This window comes from Pseudomonas sp. FW305-3-2-15-E-TSA4 (genome assembly GCF_058787295.1).
In genome coordinates this window covers 1-16,552 of sequence record NZ_JBYSZP010000028.1, presented here as the reverse complement: position 1 = coordinate 16,552, position 16,552 = coordinate 1, and the positions used below count along the sequence as shown (strand labels likewise).

Here is a 16,552-nt window from a genome sequence, read left to right as displayed (position 1 = left end):
TCCCGCGCCCCCATTCTCACCAGCAAGGCGCACGCATGTCTTCCTTGAATCAGGCGCTGCGCGCCGCCCTCGATAAACGCCAGAACCTGCTCGCTGAGCTGCACAGCCAGGGCACCGATTGCTACCGGCTGTTCCACGGCAGCCAGGAAGGCGCCGGTGGCCTGACCGTTGACCGCTACGGTCCGCAATTGCTGGTGCAAAGTTTTCACCAGACGCTGCAGCGTGACGACCTGCTGCAACTGCACGCCATGGTCAATCAGACCCTGGGCTTTGACACCCTGCTGGTCTACAACGACCGCTCCCGGGGCAACTCGCGCATCGATCGCGAAGACAGCGTCTACAAAGCCGACGCCGCCGCACTGGCGGATCTGGTCGGCCACGAATGGGGCCTGAACTATCGCGTGCGCGGGCGGCATGCCGGGCAGGATCCGCTGCTGTTTCTCGACCTGCGCAACACCCGTGGCTGGGTCAAGGATCACGCCAAGGGCAAAAGTGTGCTCAACCTGTTTGCCTACACCTGTGGCGTCGGCCTGAGTGCCGCTGCCGGTGGTGCGCGCGAGGTGTGTAACCTCGACTTCGCCGAAGGCAATCTGGCAGTCGGCCGAGAAAACGGCCTGCTCAACCCGCAATTGCCCGAGATGCAATTCATCCAGTCCGATTACTTCCCGGCGATCCGTCAGCTCGCCGGCCTGCCGATCAGCCAGCGACGCGGACAGAAACTGCCGAGCTATCAGCGCCTCGACCAGCGTCAATACGATCTGGTGCTGCTTGACCCGCCCGCTTGGGCCAAGAGCGCCTTCGGCACCGTCGACCTGCTGCGCGACTATCAGAGCCTGCTCAAGCCGGCGCTGCTGACCACCGCTGACAACGGCGTGCTGATCTGCTGCAACAACCTGGCAAAAGTCAGCATGGACGACTGGCGCGAACAGGTCCTGCGTTGTGCCGAGAAAGCCGGGCGACCGGTGCGCGAATGGAGCGTGATGACTCCGGGCGCGGATTTCCCGTCGCTGGACCAACAGCCACCGCTGAAAACCCTGATCCTGCAGTTGTAACCCTCCTCTGCGGCTGACAGCTGCCCACTGTGGGAGCGAGCCTGCTCGCGAAAGCGGTGTATCAGCCACCAGACAGGGTGACTGATAGAACGCCTTCGCGAGCAGGCTCGCTCCCACAGGGTTTTGTGTTGCTGCAGAACAATCTGAACAATCCTGCACCCCACGAGGTACTTCGGAACCAGAATCGCGTGCCATACTCCAAGGCACTCCGATTCAGAGATGACGCCGCACATGCCCAAAGGATTGATTCGCGCGATTGGCGCCTTGTTGACTGCTCTGGCCCTCTACAGCCTGCTGGGGTTTCTGATTTTGCCGGGCATCGCCCTGCGCATCGCCAACCAGCAACTGGCGAACTACGCCACGGTGCCCGCGCATATCCAGCGCATCGAACTCAATCCGTTCAGCCTTGAAGTCACCCTGTGGGGGCTGGTCGTCGGTGAGCCGGGCAAGGAGCAAGTCGGCTTCGAGCGGCTGTACGCCAACCTGCAACTCGACAGCCTGTGGACCAAAGCGCTGCACTTGGCCGATATCGAGCTGGACAAGCCCAAGACCGAAATCCTCTTCGCCAAGGACGGCCAGCTCAATCTGCTGGGCCTGTTCAAAATTCCCGCCAGCGAACCGACCCCGGCCGATCCGAATGCCAAGCCGTTCCCGCTGCGCATCGATCGCATCCAGCTGGCCGGTGGCAACGTACATTTCCAGGACGCGCGGCCGAGTGAACCGATCGAGTTCATCTACGACAAACTCGACTTCGAGCTGAAAAACCTCAGCACCCTCCCTGACGATAACGCCGACATGACCTTGGTCGCCGCCGGCCCGGCCGGTGGGCAGATCGACTGGAAAGGCAACTTCAGCCTGATCCCGTTCACCTCCGAAGGCACCTTGAAAGTCACCGACGGCAAGATGAAATCCTTCTGGCCTTACGTGCGTGACGCGCTGCCGCTGGTACTCGAAGACGGCGTGCTGAACCTCAGCACCGAGTACAAACTGAATCTGTCGAAAGAAACCGAACTGCTGTTGAACAACGTCGCGGTGAGCATTGCGCCGTTCGCGATCAAGGCGCCGGACGGGCGTCCGTTGGCAAAACTCGAACGCCTCGACGTCAGCGAAACCTCGCTGGACCTGGCCAAACAGCAAGTAGTGGTCGGCAAGATCCGCAGCAACAAACTGGAAACCTGGGCTGCGCTCGAAGCCGACGGCCAGCTCGACTGGCAGAAACTGTTCGCCAGCCAGCCATCGAAACCTGCCGCCAAGGCCGCCGCCGAACCCAAGACCACTCCGGCCGCCGCCGACTCGCCGAAAGCGCCGGCCGCGCCGAGCAAGCCCTGGCAAGTGCTGCTCAAAGACGTCCAGCTACGCAACTACACCGTGCATCTCGCCGACCGTTCGGCCAACCCGCCGGTGGCGCTGGATGTGACGCCGCTGAACATTGATCTGCAGGATTTCGACAGCCTCAACGGTTCGCCCTTCAAGGTCAGACTCGACAGCGGTTTAGGCAAACAAGGCAAGATCAACGCTGACGGGGTGGTCAACCTCGCGCCGGTCACCGCCCAGCTCAACGTGAAAACCCAGGACATCGACCTGCGTGTCGCGCAGTCCTACATCAATCCGTTCATTCGCCTGGAACTGCGCAGCGGCATGCTTGGCAGCGACCTCAAGGTCAACCTCAAGAGCACCGAACCGCTCGCACTCGGCGTGACCGGGCGCGCGCAGATCGATCAACTGCACACCCTCGACACCCTGAAAACCCGCGACTTCCTCAAGTGGCAGCAAGTGGTGGTTGAAGGCATCAACTATCAACACGGTGACAGCCTGTCGATCGACAAGGTCAACCTGTTCCAGCCGTACGCGCGGTTCATGATCAACGATGACCGCACCACCAACATCGACGATCTGCTGATCCCGCAGCCCGCCGACAATGGTGCGAAAACCGCAGCGGCGAAACCGGCCAGCAAAGACAAACCACTGGGCATTCACATCGGCGCGATTGCAATCAACGATGGCTCGGCCAACTTCGCCGATTTCAGCCTGACGCCGAATTTCGCCACAGCAGTTCAACAGCTCAACGGCCAGATCGGCACCATCGACAGCCGTCAGGCGAAACCGGCCAGCGTCGACATCAAGGGCAAGGTCGACCGCTATGCCCCGGTGACCATCAAAGGTGCCGTCAACCCGTTCGACCCGATGGCCAGCCTCGACATCGCCACCAGTTTCAAACGCGTCGAGCTGACTACCCTGACCCCGTATTCCGGCAAGTTCGCCGGTTACCGCATCCGCAAGGGCCGGCTCAACCTCGACCTGCATTACCTGATCACCAAGGGCCAGTTGAAGGCTGAAAACAAAGTGGTGGTCGAGCAACTGCAACTCGGCGAGAAAGTCGACAGCCCGGATGCCGTGAGCCTGCCGCTGAAACTGGCGATTGCCCTGCTCAAGGACGTCGATGGCAAGATCTCCATCGAACTGCCAGTGACCGGCGACCTCAACAACCCGCAGTTCAGCGTGATGCCGATTGTCTGGCAGACCCTGCGCAACCTGATCGTCAAGGCCGCCGCCGCACCGTTCAAGATGATTGGCGGGCTGATCAACGGTGGCGGCTCCGAAGACCTCGGTACCGTGTCCTTTGCTGCGGGCTCAAGCGATTTGAGCAAGGATGCCGAAGCAGCGCTGGATAAACTGTCCCAAGCCCTCAAGGAACGTCCAGCCCTGCGTCTGGAAATCGAAGGCACTGCCGCACAGAGCAGCGACGGCCCGTTGATTGCCGAGCAGCGTCTGGAGCGCGAATACCAGTACAACTACTACAAGATGCTCCAGCGCCGTGGCGACAAGGTGCCGGCGCAAGCGTCCCTGCTGCAAGTGCCGGACAGCGAGAAAGGCCCGCTGCTCGAAGGCATCTACCGCACCCGTCTGAAAACCCAGCCACCTGCCGAATGGAAGGATCTGGGCAAGGAAGAACGCACGGCGAAAATGCGTGATGGTGTGATCAAGTTCTGGAGTTCCAGCGATGTACTGCTGCGGCAGCTGGGTCAGGAACGCGCCAGCAGCATCAAGGACTATCTGGTCGACAAAGGTCAACTGGCCGATGATCGGGTGTACTTCATCGATGCCAATCTGGGCGAAGCCGAGAGCGATGGCCGAGTGGTGACGCAAATGCACCTGGACGCCGAATGATGAACCACAAGTGGCTGCTTGCGCTGATGCTGGTGCTCGCCGCCAGCCCGGCTCTGGCCTCTGACACGCTGCGTTGTGGCAGCCAGTTGGTCAGTCTCGGTGACCGCGCCAGCGAAGTACTGCAGAAGTGTGGCGAACCGGTGAGCCGCGATGTCCTCGGCTACAAGCGCAGCGCCAACCGCCGCGAAGAATTTCAGGTCGAGGAATGGACATACGGCCCGAGCAACGGCATGTATCAATACCTGCGCTTTGAAGGCAATCGCCTGCGGCAGATCAACAGCAAGCGCGGTAATTGAACCAAAACCTATATCCCTGTGGGAGCGGGCTTGCTCGCGAATGCGGTGGGTCAGTTAATGAATATGCCTGCTGACACACCGCATTCGCGAGCAAGCCCGCTCCCACATTTCGTTTTTTATCACCTGAAAATAGAACAGGCCCCGACACAAGTGCCGGGGCCCGTAATGGTCACATCCGTGTGACCGTTCGCATGAACTCTAAAGTTGCGGCAGACGTATTGCTCGGCCCGTCTGTCGCGTCTTCTCCCGGTCCAGGCGAGAAGTCATGCCTTACTCGGCTTTCAGGCCGTCAGCGGAGACCGCTTTGACGCCTTTGATTTTCTTGGTGATGTTCACAGCGGTGGTTTTCTGAGCTTCGGTGACAGCGACGTCAGAAGACAGGGAAACCACACCCTTGTTGGTTTCGACTTTGATGTCGGTACCAGGAATGCCTTTTTCGGTTACCAGGTCGCTTTTGACTTTGGTAGTGATCCAGGTATCGGAAGTAGCTTCTTTAGCCTTGGTCATTTCACCAGCAGCCAGAGTCATTGGAGCCTGAGTAGCCTGGGTGGATTGTGCGAAAGCACCGGAAGCCATGGTCAGGGTCAGCGCGGTAGCAGCAGCGGCAGTGATAGCGAACTTCTTCATACGAGTAACTCCTGTTTTTCTGGAAAGTCTGCTGGTTGTCTTGTCAGCAGGGTTACTGGGTATATTGCGAAGGCTGTGCCAACTTTTCGAAAGACAATAAATCCTTTTAAATCAATGATTTACGAATTAAGCAAATTTTCGGAATCATGCAATTTGCATGACAAGTGCATTATCGACATGCAAGTTGCGGCTTTTCGGAAAGTTCCTAACACGCTGAAATGCTTGAAGCTTTTTTCCAGCGTCAAAAGACAAAAAAATGCCCCGCAAAGCGGGGCACTTGCCAATCAGGCCATCGCATCAAGTGCCGCTGGCAGTGCAGCCTTTTGGCGAGTAATCGGGATTGACTGTCGTGGCACAGGTCCACACACCAGAGGTATTACCCGTAGCAGCGCCCGAACGAGTAAGCGTGATGGTTTTGCCCAGCACCGGTCCCGGCGCGTTGAGCAGCGTGCAACTGATGCTGCCCGCCCCCGTCGCCGCTGTGCCTGTAACCGCCACCGTACAGTTGGAGGTGGTGGTTGTACCGCCATTCACAGCGGTTATATCCGGAGCGGTACCTTGATTGATGGTGTCCTCAAACGGCACCTTCATCGCACTGATCTCCGCCAGCCCCGCAGTCACTTTTGATCGCGCCTGATACTTCGAATACTGCGGCAAGGCAATCGTCGCCAGAATCCCGATGATCGCCACCACGATCAGCAGCTCGATCAGAGTGAAACCTTTTTGGTTGTTCATAGACAGGCTCTCCATGCATGAGTCGGAATCTCATGATCTGCAAAGGGCTCAGCATAGGCCGTGCCAACCGCTTGCAGACCCCATGCGCTCGGCATAAAGGTGCCGTGTCGCGCTTTCCTACAACCCGTAACCGCACTATCTGACACTTTTTGTCACCTGTACCGGGCGTGTTTGGCGCTGTCACTTGACTAGGCTATAAGTCATGAACTGTCAGCATCCGGAATCCCCATGAATGACATCGCTCTGAGCGGTCTGGCCAAGCAATTGGTGCAGGCCGAACTGCTTACGGAAAAAAGCGCCCAGCAGGCCTGGCAACAGGCGCAGCGCAATCGGCTGTCGCTGGTCAGCTACCTGGTGCAGAACAAATTGGTGAAGAGCTCACAGGTGGCCGAGATCGCTTCCGAGCATTTCGGTATGGCCTTCATGGACCTCAATTGCCTGGACAAGGAAACCCAGCCCAAAGGCCTGGTCAGTGAAAAACTGGTGCGCCAGCATCACGCCCTGCCCTTGTGGCGCCGTGGCAACAAGCTGTTCGTGGGCATTTCCGACCCGAGCAATCATCAGGCGATCAATGACATTCAGTTCAGCACCGGGCTGAGCACCGAAGCCATTCTGGTGGAGGACGACAAGCTCACCGAGGCCATCGAGAAATTCTTCGACACCCACGCCAGCGGCCTCGAAGAAATGGCCGACGTCGATCTCGACGGCGTGGATGTCGAGTCCGTCGACGACAGCCGCCAGGACGCCATCGGCGGACTCGACGCCGATGACGCGCCGGTCGTGCGTTTCGTGCACAAGATGCTGCTCGACGCGATCAAGAGTGGCTCCTCTGACCTGCACTTCGAACCTTACGAAAAGACCTTCCGGGTGCGGGTGCGCACCGATGGCATCCTGCGCGAGGTGGCCAAACCGCCGATCCAGTTGGCCGGGCGAATCGCCGCACGCCTGAAAGTCATGGCTAGCCTCGACATCTCGGAACGGCGCAAACCCCAGGACGGGCGGATCAAGATGCGCCTGTCGAAGACCAAGTCCATCGACTTCCGGGTCAACACCCTGCCGACCCTGTGGGGCGAAAAAGTGGTGATCCGGATCCTCGATCCGTCCAGCGCGCAGATCGGCATCGATGCATTGGGTTACGAACCGGCGCAGAAAGAACTGTACATGGCCGCGCTCAAGCAGCCCCAAGGGATGATTCTGGTAACCGGGCCAACGGGTTCGGGGAAAACCGTATCGCTGTACACCGGCCTGAATATTCTCAACACCGTCGACATCAACATTTCCACCGCCGAAGACCCGGTGGAAATCAACATGGAAGGCATCAACCAGGTCAACGTCAATCCGAAACAGGGGCTGGATTTTGCTCAGGCCCTGCGTTCGTTTCTGCGGCAGGATCCGGACGTGATCATGGTCGGGGAAATCCGCGACCTGGAAACCGCCGAAATCGCGATCAAGGCCGCGCAGACCGGCCACCTGGTGCTGTCCACGCTGCACACCAACAGCGCCGCCGAAACCCTGACCCGTCTGCACAACATGGGCATTCCCGGGTTCAACATCGCCACCTCGGTCAGCCTGATCATCGCCCAGCGCCTGGCGCGCAAGCTGTGCAGCCACTGCAAGAAACCGATCGAGATCCCCCGCGAAACACTGATCAAGGAAGGTTTCCCGCCGGAACAGATCGGCAGTTTCACGATCTATGAGCCGGTCGGTTGCGACCTGTGCAACGGCGGCTACAAGGGACGCGTGGGGATTTACGAAGTGGTGAAAAACACTCCTGACCTGCAACGGCTGATCATGGCCGAAGGCAATTCGCTGGAAATCGACAGCCAGATGCGTCGCGACGGCTTCGACGACCTGCGCACCTCGGGCTTGCGCAAGGCCATGCAAGGCATCACCAGCCTGGAAGAAATCAACCGGGTCACCAAGGACTGAACATGGCGGTCAAGGCAGCGAAAATCAGCATCTACGCCTGGGAAGGCACGGATCGCAAAGGCAGCAAAGTCACGGGCGAGTTGAGCGGGCAGAACCCCGCGCTGATCAAGGCCCAACTGCGCAAGCAAGGAATCAATCCGGGCAAGGTACGGAAGAAATCCACCTCCCTGCTCAGCCTCGGCAAACGCATCAAGGCCCAGGACATCGCCCTGTTCACCCGGCAGATGGCAACCATGATGAAAGCCGGCGTACCGCTGCTGCAGTCGTTCGACATCATTGGCGAAGGCTTCGACAACCCGGCGATGCGCAAACTGGTAGACGAGGTGAAGCAGGAAGTGGCCGCCGGCAACAGCTTCGCCGCCGCACTGCGCAAGAAACCGCAGTATTTCGATGAGCTGTATTGCAACCTGGTGGATGCCGGCGAGCAATCCGGCGCCCTCGATACGTTGCTCGAACGGGTCGCGACCTATAAGGAAAAAAGCGAAGCACTCAAGGCCAAGATCAAGAAAGCCCTGACCTACCCCAGCGCCGTGGTGCTGGTGGCAATGGTCGTCACCGGGATTCTGCTGGTAAAAGTGGTGCCGCAGTTTCAATCGGTATTTTCCGGCTTCGGCGCCGAATTGCCGGCCTTCACCCTGATGGTAATCAGTCTCTCGGAGTTCATGCAGCAATGGTGGTGGGCGGTGCTTGGTGCGCTGATCGCGGCGGTGTTCGGCATCCGCCATGCGCTGAAGAAATCCCAGGCCTTGCGCGACCGCAAAGACACCTGGCTGCTGAAGCTGCCGCTGGTGGGCACGCTGATGTACAAATCGGCGGTGGCGCGATTCGCCCGCACCCTGTCGACTACCTTTGCCGCTGGCGTACCGCTGGTGGAGGCACTGGATTCGGTGGCGGGTGCCACCGGTAACGTGGTGTTCAAACGCGCGGTGCTGCGCATCCGTCAGGACGTCGCCACCGGCATGCAGCTGAATTTCTCGATGCGCAGCACCGGAGTCTTCCCGAACATGGCGGTGCAGATGACCGCCATCGGTGAGGAATCGGGCGCGCTGGATGACATGCTCGACAAGGTCGCCGGTTTTTATGAAGAGGAAGTGGATAACATGGTCGACAACCTCACCAGCCTGATGGAGCCGTTCGTCATGGTGGTGCTCGGGGTCATCGTCGGCGGGCTGGTCGTGGCCATGTACCTGCCGATCTTCCAGCTTGGCTCAGCGATCTGACATGCCTATCGACGAACTCTTCAGTCTGTATCCGCTGGCCTTTGTGTGCACCGCCCTGCTGCTGGGTCTGGTGGTCGGTAGTTTTCTCAATGTACTGGTCTGGCGCCTGCCGAAAATGCTCGAGCGCGATTGGCGCCAGCAGGCGCAGGACGTCCTCGGCCTGCCGAGCGAAACACCACTGCCGACCTACAACCTGATGCTGCCGCACTCCCAGTGCCCACACTGCGGCCACCGGATTCGGGCTTGGGAAAACATTCCGCTGCTCAGTTACCTGGTGCTGCGCGGACGCTGTTCGGCGTGTGCCGCGCCCATCAGCAAACGTTATCCTCTGACCGAACTGGCCTGCGGCCTGCTTTCGGCATTCGTCGCCTGGCATCTGGGGTTCGGCTGGCCGGCTGGTCTGTTGATCGTCCTCACTTGGGGGCTGCTGGCGATGAGCCTGATCGACACCGAACATCAATTGCTGCCCGATGTGCTGGTTTTGCCGTTGTTGTGGCTGGGGTTGATCGTCAACAGTTTCGGGCTGTTCGTCTCGCTGCACGCGGCATTGTGGGGTGCGGTGGCCGGCTACATGGCGCTGTGGTCGGTGTTCTGGCTGTTCAAGCTGCTGACCGGCAAGGACGGCATCGGCCACGGCGATTTCAAGCTGCTGGCGCTGCTCGGGGCCTGGGGTGGCTGGCAGATTCTGCCGCTGACAATCCTGCTGTCGTCGCTGGTGGGGGCGATTGTCGGAGTGATTCTGCTGCGTCTGCGTGAGCAGAAAACCTCGACGCCGATGCCCTTCGGCCCGTATCTGGCAATTGCCGGCTGGATTGCCTTGCTCTGGGGTGGTCAAATAACCGACTTCTATTGGCAGTTTGTCGGTTTGAAATGAATACCCCTGTGGAAAAACCCTGGATTCTCGGCCTGACCGGCGGCATCGGCAGCGGTAAAAGCGCCGCGGCCCAGCACTTCATCGATCTCGGGATCCATGTGGTCGACGCCGACCACGCGGCGCGCTGGGTGGTCGAGCCGGGGCGTCCGGCACTGGCGAAAATTGCCGAACACTTCGGCCCCGGCGTCCTGCAAGCCGATGGCACGCTGGACCGTGCGGCCCTGCGCAAATTGATCTTTGAAGTGCCTGAAGAACGCCGCTGGCTCGAAGCCTTGCTGCATCCATTGATCGCCGAGGAAATCGCTCACCATCTGGCGCTGGCAAAATCGCCTTATGCGATTCTGGTGTCGCCGCTGCTGATCGAATCCGGGCAATACGCGATGACCCAGCGCATCCTGGTGATCGACGCCCCGCAACAACTGCAGATCGAACGCACCTTGCAGCGTGACCAGACCAGCGAACAGCAGGTCCAGGCGATCCTCAAGGCCCAGTCAAGCCGTGAAGACCGCGTGAGCCGTGCCGATGATGTGGTCGTCAACGACCGCGACCTCGCCTGGTTGCACAGCGAAGTCGAGCGCCTGCATCACTTTTACCTGACTTTATCCGGAGGCCAGTCATGAGCCCTACCACCGTCGAATGCCCAACCTGCGGCGCCCCCGTGGAATTTACCCCCGAGAACAAATTCCGCCCGTTCTGCTCCGATCGCTGCAAGCTGATCGACCTCGGCGCCTGGGCGTCCGAAGAGCACAAGATTCCGGTCGCCCCGGATGCCGAAGACGAAATGTTCTCCGGCGATTTCGACCCGCGTCACTGATCGCGATCAGGGCCGCATGAAGCCGTAGTCCTGATCGTCGTCGAGGTTTTCCGCGAGAAAGCGCAACTCGTCGGCCAGGTCTTCGGCGTTGCGCACCGTCTTGCTCTGTTGCACCACCGCGCTGAGCAAGGCGCGCAGACTCAGGCCCGGATCGAAGCCCACCTCCAGCGCCATGTCCAGACTCTGCCGCGTCTCCTGCCTCGCCCACTCGTAAACACTCATGCCGCTGCTCCTGAAGGAATTTGGCCGAGCATGAAATGCCGCGTGGATGACGGATTTGATGTGGATCAAGACTTGGGATCGTCGTCCTTCCACGGCGCCGAAAGGTAGCGGGTGCGGTTGAAGGTTTCCAGCCACTCGGGGCTGAACACCACCAGCGCGCTGATCACCATGCCGTTGATAAAGGCTTCGGGGAAAATCAGCAGCCACAGGTAGCCGATGAAGTCTTCCAGCCATTCCGGCATGGCGAACAGACCGTCGTACCAGAGCAGGCCCAGACTCAGCGTCAGACACAGCAATGCGGACAACGCTGCGGCAAAGAACCCGGAACAGAAGATGTACACAAACGGATTACGCGGCTGGGCGCGCTCGACCACCATCGCCACGCACTCGGTGATCAACACCGGCAACAGGATCAGCAACGTACCGTTGACCCCGACCGCCGCCAGATCCTGACGTCCGAGCAACACCAGCCCGAGCTGCGCCACCAGCCCGCCGATGATCGCCAGCGGCCAGTCGAGCAGCAACGTCACGGCGGTCATGCCGATGAAGTGATAAGAAACCCCGGTGTCGAAATCCCTGCGCACCATCCACAGCAGAAACAAGGCGAACACCGTGCCGAACAGCAGATGCTGGCGGCGACTGTCAGTGAACAACTCGACCCACGGCGTACGACAGATCGCCCACAACAACACCGGCAGGTAAATCAGCCAGCCGAGTGTCAGGCTCGTCGACGACAGCAGTTCTGCACCGATCATGAATCCCTTACCTTCTCCATGGGTTTAATTCCTTCATCGGAGTCTACACCGCCCTCTTCCGGGCATCAGCCGATGCAAAGCTTTCTGCTTGTCGCATTTGAACGCTAAGCTTGGCCTATGGATGACTCAGATTACTTACGCCTGCTGACCATTGCGGCCGAGCAAGCCAACGCGTTCCTGTCCAATGCCCGCAAATGGGAGCGTGAGCGTTGGGTCTGCCAGCGCCTGCTGCAAGGCTTGAACATTCCTTACCGTGCCGATGAGTTCGCCCCCGCCGGGGAGCCGCCGGACGTGCTGTTTCGCGATGCCAATTTCGAAGTGTTCTTCGTTCTCGATGAAGGCCGCCGGCTCAATGACGAATGGCGCGACGAACTGCAACGCCGGCGCAGTGCGTTTTCCCTCAGCCAACTGGTGCGCCGTGAAGCCAAGCCGCGGCGGATCCCTGCCAATGAGTTCCTGTTGCGACTGGCACCGACCTTGCGCAAAAAAGCCCACAACTATAAGGAGCGCGGCATGGATCTGGGCGAACTGGACATCATTGCCTTCGCCAGCCTCAAGCGCGAAGTGCTGGACCTCAACAGCCACTTTCCACCGCCCACCGAGTATCTGCGTCAGGGTTGGCGCTCACTGTCGCTGGTCGGCCCGACGTTCGCCCGTGTGTTGTTCGCCCATCCTGATGCGCCGGATTTCCTGCGCAGCAACCTCGGTCGCAGCATCGTCTTCGATGTCGGGATCAGCCTGTGACGCCGCTACAGCAGTTGATCGCCGACGTGCCGCAGACCGGCCGCGTGCGCTGGATCGGCGTACGCCCGGAGTCTCGCGGGCCGATGCTCGAACTTGACGCCGTGGAAGCGCGACTGGAGGCCGGACTGACCGGCGATCACGCCCGCCCCGGCGTGCGAAATGCCCGACAGGTGACGTTGATTCAATTCGAACACCTGGCCGTGATCAGCGCGCTGATGGGCCGACCTGAAGATCAACCCGTTAGGCCTGAGGATCTGCGGCGCAATCTGGTCATCAGCGGGATCAACCTGTTCAGTCTCAAGGGGCGGCGTTTTCGCATCGGCCAGGCAATTTTCGAGACCACCGGCTGGTGTCAGCCCTGCGCACGCCTGCAAAACAACCTCGGCCCCGGCACCTTTCAAGCGGTGCGCGGGCATGGCGGAATTACCGCACGAGTGTTACAAAGCGGGATCATTCGCCTCGACGACGGTGTTTCGGTCGAACCGGTTCCGGCCAGTGGCTATGCTGCGTTCAACCCGGGATAAAAACCGCTGTAGCTTCCAAACCTTCAGCAACGTCTACCTGACGAGGCCTTTATGACCAGCCGCCTGAACCCCGAAGACCAGAAGCATGTCGAAGAGTACCTGCAGTTGTCCCAACACCGTGTCGAGCGCCGGCCTTTCCGGCCGTGGATGCTCCTGGTGCTGGTGCTGGCAGTGACCATTGGTCTGGGCCTGCTGAGCCGATTTATCAGTTACCTGACGCTATGAGCAGCATTGCGCTCGCGAAGGTGATTGCACCGATTTCCTTTAAAAACCTTGCGAGTTATCCCTATGTCCCATCGTATTGTTATTGTCGGCGGCGGCGCCGGCGGTCTGGAGTTGGCTACCCGTCTGGGTAAGACTCTGGGCAAGCGCGGCACGGCCAGTGTGATGCTGGTCGACGCGAACCTGACGCACATCTGGAAGCCCCTGCTGCACGAAGTGGCCGCCGGATCGCTGAATTCTTCCGAGGACGAACTCAACTATGTTGCCCAGGCGAAATGGAACCACTTCGAGTTCCAGCTGGGGCGCATGAGCGGACTCGATCGCGCGCAGAAGAAAATCCAGCTGGCCGCCACCTACGACGAGAACGGTGTCGAACTGGTACCGGCGCGTGAAGTGCCCTACGACTCGCTGGTGATCAGCGTCGGCAGCACCACCAACGATTTCGGCACCCAGGGCGCAGCGCAGCACTGCCTGTTCCTCGACACCCGCAAACAGGCCGAACGCTTCCACCAGCAGTTGCTCAATCACTACCTGCGCGCGCATGCCGGGCAGACCGATGTAGTCGAGCAGATCAGCGTGGCCATCGTTGGTGCTGGCGCCACAGGCGTCGAACTGGCGGCAGAACTGCACAACGCGGCGCATGAACTGGCCGCTTACGGCCTCGACCGGATCAAACCGGAAAACATGCACATCACCTTGATCGAAGCCGGCCCACGGGTGCTGCCAGCCCTGCCGGAGCGCATCAGCGGCCCGGTACACAAGACTCTGGAGAAACTCGGGGTCAATGTGATGACCAACGCTTCGGTCAGCGAAGTAACCGCTGACAGCCTGATCACCGCCGATGGCAACGTGATCAAGGCCAGCCTGAAAGTCTGGGCCGCCGGGATTCGCGCGCCGGGTTTCCTCAAGGACATCGACGGCCTGGAAACCAACCGCATCAATCAGCTGCAAGTGCTGCCGACGTTGCAGACCACCCGCGACGAAAACATTTTCGCCTTCGGTGACTGCGCCGCGTGCCCGCAACCGGGTTCGGATCGCAACGTGCCGCCGCGTGCACAAGCCGCGCACCAACAGGCGTCGTTGCTGGCCAAGTCACTGAAGCTGCGCATCGAGGGCAAAACCCTGCCGGAGTACAAATACACCGACTACGGCTCGCTGATTTCGCTGTCGCGTTTTTCGGCTGTGGGTAACTTGATGGGTAACTTGACCGGCAGTGTGATGCTGGAGGGCTGGCTGGCGCGGATGTTCTACGTGTCGCTGTACCGCATGCACCAGATGGCACTGTACGGACCGTTCCGCACGGCGATGCTGATGCTGGGCAGCAAGATCGGTCGCGGCACCGAGCCACGCTTGAAGCTGCATTGATCTAAAACTGTGGGAGCGGGCTTGCTCGCGAAGAGGTTGTGTCATTCAACATTCATGTCGACTGATACACCGCTTTCGCGAGCAAGCCCGCTCCCACACTGTTTTGTGCAGCTCAAAAATCCAGCAATCGATCTCTGCACATCAGAGCTGGAAGCGCCGCACCATGCCTTGCAGCGCGTTGGCCAGTTGCGACAGTTGGTGACTCGACGCGCTGGTCTGATCGGCTCCCGCTGCGGAACGGACTGACAGGTCGCGAATATTCACCAGATTACGATCCACTTCCCGCGCGACTTGCGCCTGCTCCTCCGCCGCACTGGCAATCACCAGATTGCGCTCATGAATCTCATGCACTGACGCGGTGATGGTTTCCAGCGCCTCCCCCGCGCGCTCGGCCAACGCCAGCGTGGATGTGGCCCGCGCAGCGCTGGCCTGCATCGAATCCAGCGCCAGGCTTGAACCGGTGCGCATGCCCTGCACCATCTGCTCGATCTCCTGCGTCGATTGCTGAGTGCGATAGGCCAGCGCCCGCACCTCATCGGCAACCACCGCAAAACCGCGTCCGCTCTCCCCTGCGCGTGCTGCCTCAATGGCCGCGTTGAGCGCAAGCAGGTTGGTCTGCTCGGCAATCGCACGGATCACATCCAGCACTTTGCCGATGTCTTGCGACTGGTTGGCCAGCGATTGCACCAATTCGCCGGTGTGCTGCACATCGCTGGCCAGTGCATTGATCGCCGATGCGGTGTCACTGACCCGCGCCTGCCCCAGTTGCGCCGACTCACTGGATTGGTGGGTGGCATCGGACGTCGACACCGCGTTGCGCGCGACTTCTTCAACCGCCGTGGTCATTTCATTGACCGCCGTGGCGGCCTGTTCGATTTCGTTGTTCTGCTGCTGCAGGCCTTGTGTGCTGTCGAGCGTCACCGCGTTGAGCTCATCGGCAGCGGTCGCCAGTTGCGTGGCCGAACCGCTGATGCCTTGCAGCGTTTCCCGCAGGTTCTGCTGCATGGTTGCCAGCGCCTTGAGCAAACGGCTGACTTCATCGTTACCGTGGGTTTCGATCGGTCGGGTCAGGTCGCCTTGGGCCACACTTTCGGCAGCGCTGACGGCCGTGCTCAACGGACGAATGATGCTGCGGGTGAGCAACATGGCCAGCGCCACCGTGGCCAGCGCCGCCAGCGCGATGAACAGACTGACGATGGTGCGTGAGGTCTGGTAGTGATCAGCGGATTTCTGGCTCTCCGCAGCAACCTGTTTGGCGAACAGATCCGCCAGGTCATTGAGCTGCTTGCCGGAGCCGTCGACCACGGTCTTCATATCAACCAGCAACAGTTTGGTCAGCTCGTCACGCTGGCCTTGATCGGCCAGGGTGAAGGATTGCGCGATGCCGGTGCGATACGCGGCGAAGGTTTTTTTGAACTGGCCATAGAGCTGCTGGCCTTCCGCCGTGGTGACCAGTTTGTCGTAGGCGGCGATCTTCTCGCTCAGCTCCTTGTCGCGGGTATCCATCTGGCTGCGGTAAGTCGCGACGTTCTGCGGATCCTGATCAAGCGCCATGCGCAGGGAAATCGTGCGGATCCGCAACATCAGCTCGCGAATCTCGTCACCGCCGCGAATGCTCGGCAACCACTGGCTCTCTACCGCGACCTCACTGTCACGGATGCTCGACATCTGCCCCAAAGCGAATACGCCGAGCAACGCCACCAAGACCGCGATCAGGGCGAAACCCAGTGCGGCACGTGGAGCAATATTCAACTGACGAAGCAACATGACGGACGCCCTTATTCTTGTATTGGCCAGATTGAAGGGGCGAACAGCGGCAGTCCCCTCTCGTTAGCGGGCTATCGGCAAGTTGTACGATGACTTGAAGGGAATTGTCTTTCGCGGGGACAAAAAAAATCCCCGTATCTTTCGATACGAGGATTTTTAATATGGTCGGGGTAAGGGGATTCGAACTCCTGACATCCTGCTCCCAAAGCAGGCGCGCTACCGGACTGCGCTATACCCC

17 protein-coding genes and 1 pseudogene are annotated in these 16,552 nt (G+C 60.0%); 12 read left to right on the top strand and 6 right to left on the bottom strand.

The window, feature by feature from the left end; all coding sequences use genetic code 11:
• The first annotated feature begins 35 nt into the window (after positions 1-35).
• The 3 genes from AC3WMV_RS27110 to AC3WMV_RS27100 all read left to right on the top strand — a co-directional run bounded on the left by AC3WMV_RS27110 (position 36) and on the right by AC3WMV_RS27100 (position 4,516).
• Positions 36-1,052: a class I SAM-dependent rRNA methyltransferase gene (locus AC3WMV_RS27110; protein ID WP_103367302.1), complete on the top strand. Its 1,017-nt coding sequence runs from the start codon at positions 36-38 to the stop codon at positions 1,050-1,052.
• A 219-nt stretch (positions 1,053-1,271) separates the two neighbouring features.
• Positions 1,272-4,220: a DUF748 domain-containing protein gene (locus AC3WMV_RS27105; protein ID WP_103367301.1), complete on the top strand. Its 2,949-nt coding sequence runs from the start codon at positions 1,272-1,274 to the stop codon at positions 4,218-4,220.
• On the top strand, positions 4,220-4,516 hold the full coding sequence (locus AC3WMV_RS27100) for a DUF2845 domain-containing protein (RefSeq protein WP_027614107.1): 297 nt from the start codon (positions 4,220-4,222) through the stop codon (positions 4,514-4,516). The genes AC3WMV_RS27105 and AC3WMV_RS27100 overlap by 1 nt, the downstream gene beginning before the upstream one ends.
• A 270-nt stretch (positions 4,517-4,786) precedes the next feature.
• Here AC3WMV_RS27100 and AC3WMV_RS27095 read toward each other — a convergent pair whose 3' ends face one another.
• Together AC3WMV_RS27095 and AC3WMV_RS27090 are read right to left on the bottom strand one after the other, a co-directional pair.
• The gene (locus AC3WMV_RS27095) at positions 4,787-5,143 is read right to left on the bottom strand and encodes a BON domain-containing protein (RefSeq protein WP_007963876.1); all 357 of its coding nucleotides are present in this window, start codon (positions 5,141-5,143) and stop codon (positions 4,787-4,789) included.
• Between the two features lie 297 nt (positions 5,144-5,440).
• Positions 5,441-5,878 carry a pilin gene (locus tag AC3WMV_RS27090; RefSeq protein WP_097089220.1) on the bottom strand — a complete coding sequence of 146 codons (438 nt, stop codon included), beginning with the start codon at positions 5,876-5,878 and terminating at the stop codon, positions 5,441-5,443.
• Between the two features lie 228 nt (positions 5,879-6,106).
• Here AC3WMV_RS27090 and pilB point away from each other — a divergent pair, with 228 nt between their 5' ends.
• From pilB to yacG, 5 genes are read left to right on the top strand one after another with little or no spacing between them, the layout of a single operon-like run.
• Positions 6,107-7,807: a type IV-A pilus assembly ATPase PilB gene (pilB, locus tag AC3WMV_RS27085; protein WP_027614109.1), complete on the top strand. Its 1,701-nt coding sequence runs from the start codon at positions 6,107-6,109 to the stop codon at positions 7,805-7,807.
• Positions 7,808-7,809: 2 nt separating this feature from the next.
• The gene (locus tag AC3WMV_RS27080) at positions 7,810-9,027 is read left to right on the top strand and encodes a type II secretion system F family protein (RefSeq protein ID WP_103367300.1); all 1,218 of its coding nucleotides are present in this window, start codon (positions 7,810-7,812) and stop codon (positions 9,025-9,027) included.
• A gap of 1 nt (position 9,028) precedes the next feature.
• The gene (locus AC3WMV_RS27075) at positions 9,029-9,901 is read left to right on the top strand and encodes a prepilin peptidase (protein WP_098965665.1); all 873 of its coding nucleotides are present in this window, start codon (positions 9,029-9,031) and stop codon (positions 9,899-9,901) included.
• Positions 9,898-10,521 (top strand): dephospho-CoA kinase, encoded by a 624-nt coding sequence (gene coaE, locus AC3WMV_RS27070; RefSeq protein ID WP_086792846.1) that lies wholly within the window; start codon positions 9,898-9,900, stop codon positions 10,519-10,521. Before AC3WMV_RS27075 ends, coaE begins: the two co-directional genes overlap by 4 nt.
• Entirely contained in the window at positions 10,518-10,715 is a 198-nt protein-coding gene (gene yacG, locus AC3WMV_RS27065) for a DNA gyrase inhibitor YacG (protein ID WP_003228296.1), read from the top strand. Before coaE ends, yacG begins: the two co-directional genes overlap by 4 nt.
• Positions 10,716-10,721: 6 nt before the next feature.
• Here the strand turns inward: yacG and AC3WMV_RS27060 are convergent, their stop codons facing one another.
• Positions 10,722-10,937, bottom strand: coding sequence for a hypothetical protein (locus AC3WMV_RS27060; protein ID WP_003228298.1), 216 nt, complete (start codon positions 10,935-10,937; stop codon positions 10,722-10,724).
• Between the two features lie 65 nt (positions 10,938-11,002).
• Positions 11,003-11,692 carry an energy-coupling factor ABC transporter permease gene (locus tag AC3WMV_RS27055; RefSeq protein ID WP_103367299.1) on the bottom strand — a complete coding sequence of 230 codons (690 nt, stop codon included), beginning with the start codon at positions 11,690-11,692 and terminating at the stop codon, positions 11,003-11,005.
• A 117-nt stretch (positions 11,693-11,809) separates the two neighbouring features.
• Between AC3WMV_RS27055 and AC3WMV_RS27050 the strand changes: the two genes are divergently transcribed.
• The 4 genes from AC3WMV_RS27050 (at position 11,810) to AC3WMV_RS27035 (ending at position 14,547) form a co-directional block, all read left to right on the top strand.
• Positions 11,810-12,436, top strand: a complete 627-nt coding sequence (locus tag AC3WMV_RS27050; RefSeq protein WP_003228301.1) for a DUF1780 domain-containing protein — start codon at positions 11,810-11,812, stop codon at positions 12,434-12,436.
• Positions 12,433-12,960 (top strand): MOSC domain-containing protein, encoded by a 528-nt coding sequence (locus AC3WMV_RS27045; protein ID WP_103367298.1) that lies wholly within the window; start codon positions 12,433-12,435, stop codon positions 12,958-12,960. Before AC3WMV_RS27050 ends, AC3WMV_RS27045 begins: the two co-directional genes overlap by 4 nt.
• Before the next feature lie 51 nt (positions 12,961-13,011).
• Positions 13,012-13,185, top strand: coding sequence for a DUF3094 domain-containing protein (locus AC3WMV_RS27040; RefSeq protein ID WP_007909875.1), 174 nt, complete (start codon positions 13,012-13,014; stop codon positions 13,183-13,185).
• A 63-nt stretch (positions 13,186-13,248) separates the two neighbouring features.
• Positions 13,249-14,547, top strand: coding sequence for an NAD(P)/FAD-dependent oxidoreductase (locus AC3WMV_RS27035; protein WP_095140057.1), 1,299 nt, complete (start codon positions 13,249-13,251; stop codon positions 14,545-14,547).
• Positions 14,548-14,688: 141 nt separating this feature from the next.
• On the opposite strand, the gene AC3WMV_RS27030 is transcribed toward AC3WMV_RS27035, so the two are convergent.
• Together AC3WMV_RS27030 and AC3WMV_RS27025 are read right to left on the bottom strand one after the other, a co-directional pair.
• Positions 14,689-15,552: a methyl-accepting chemotaxis protein gene (locus tag AC3WMV_RS27030; RefSeq protein ID WP_409077726.1), complete on the bottom strand. Its 864-nt coding sequence runs from the start codon at positions 15,550-15,552 to the stop codon at positions 14,689-14,691.
• Positions 15,544-16,314: pseudogene (locus AC3WMV_RS27025) on the bottom strand (MCP four helix bundle domain-containing protein); the annotation flags it as partial. The pseudogene AC3WMV_RS27025 and the gene AC3WMV_RS27030, both read right to left, overlap by 9 nt.
• Between the last annotated feature and the right edge of the window lie 238 nt (positions 16,315-16,552).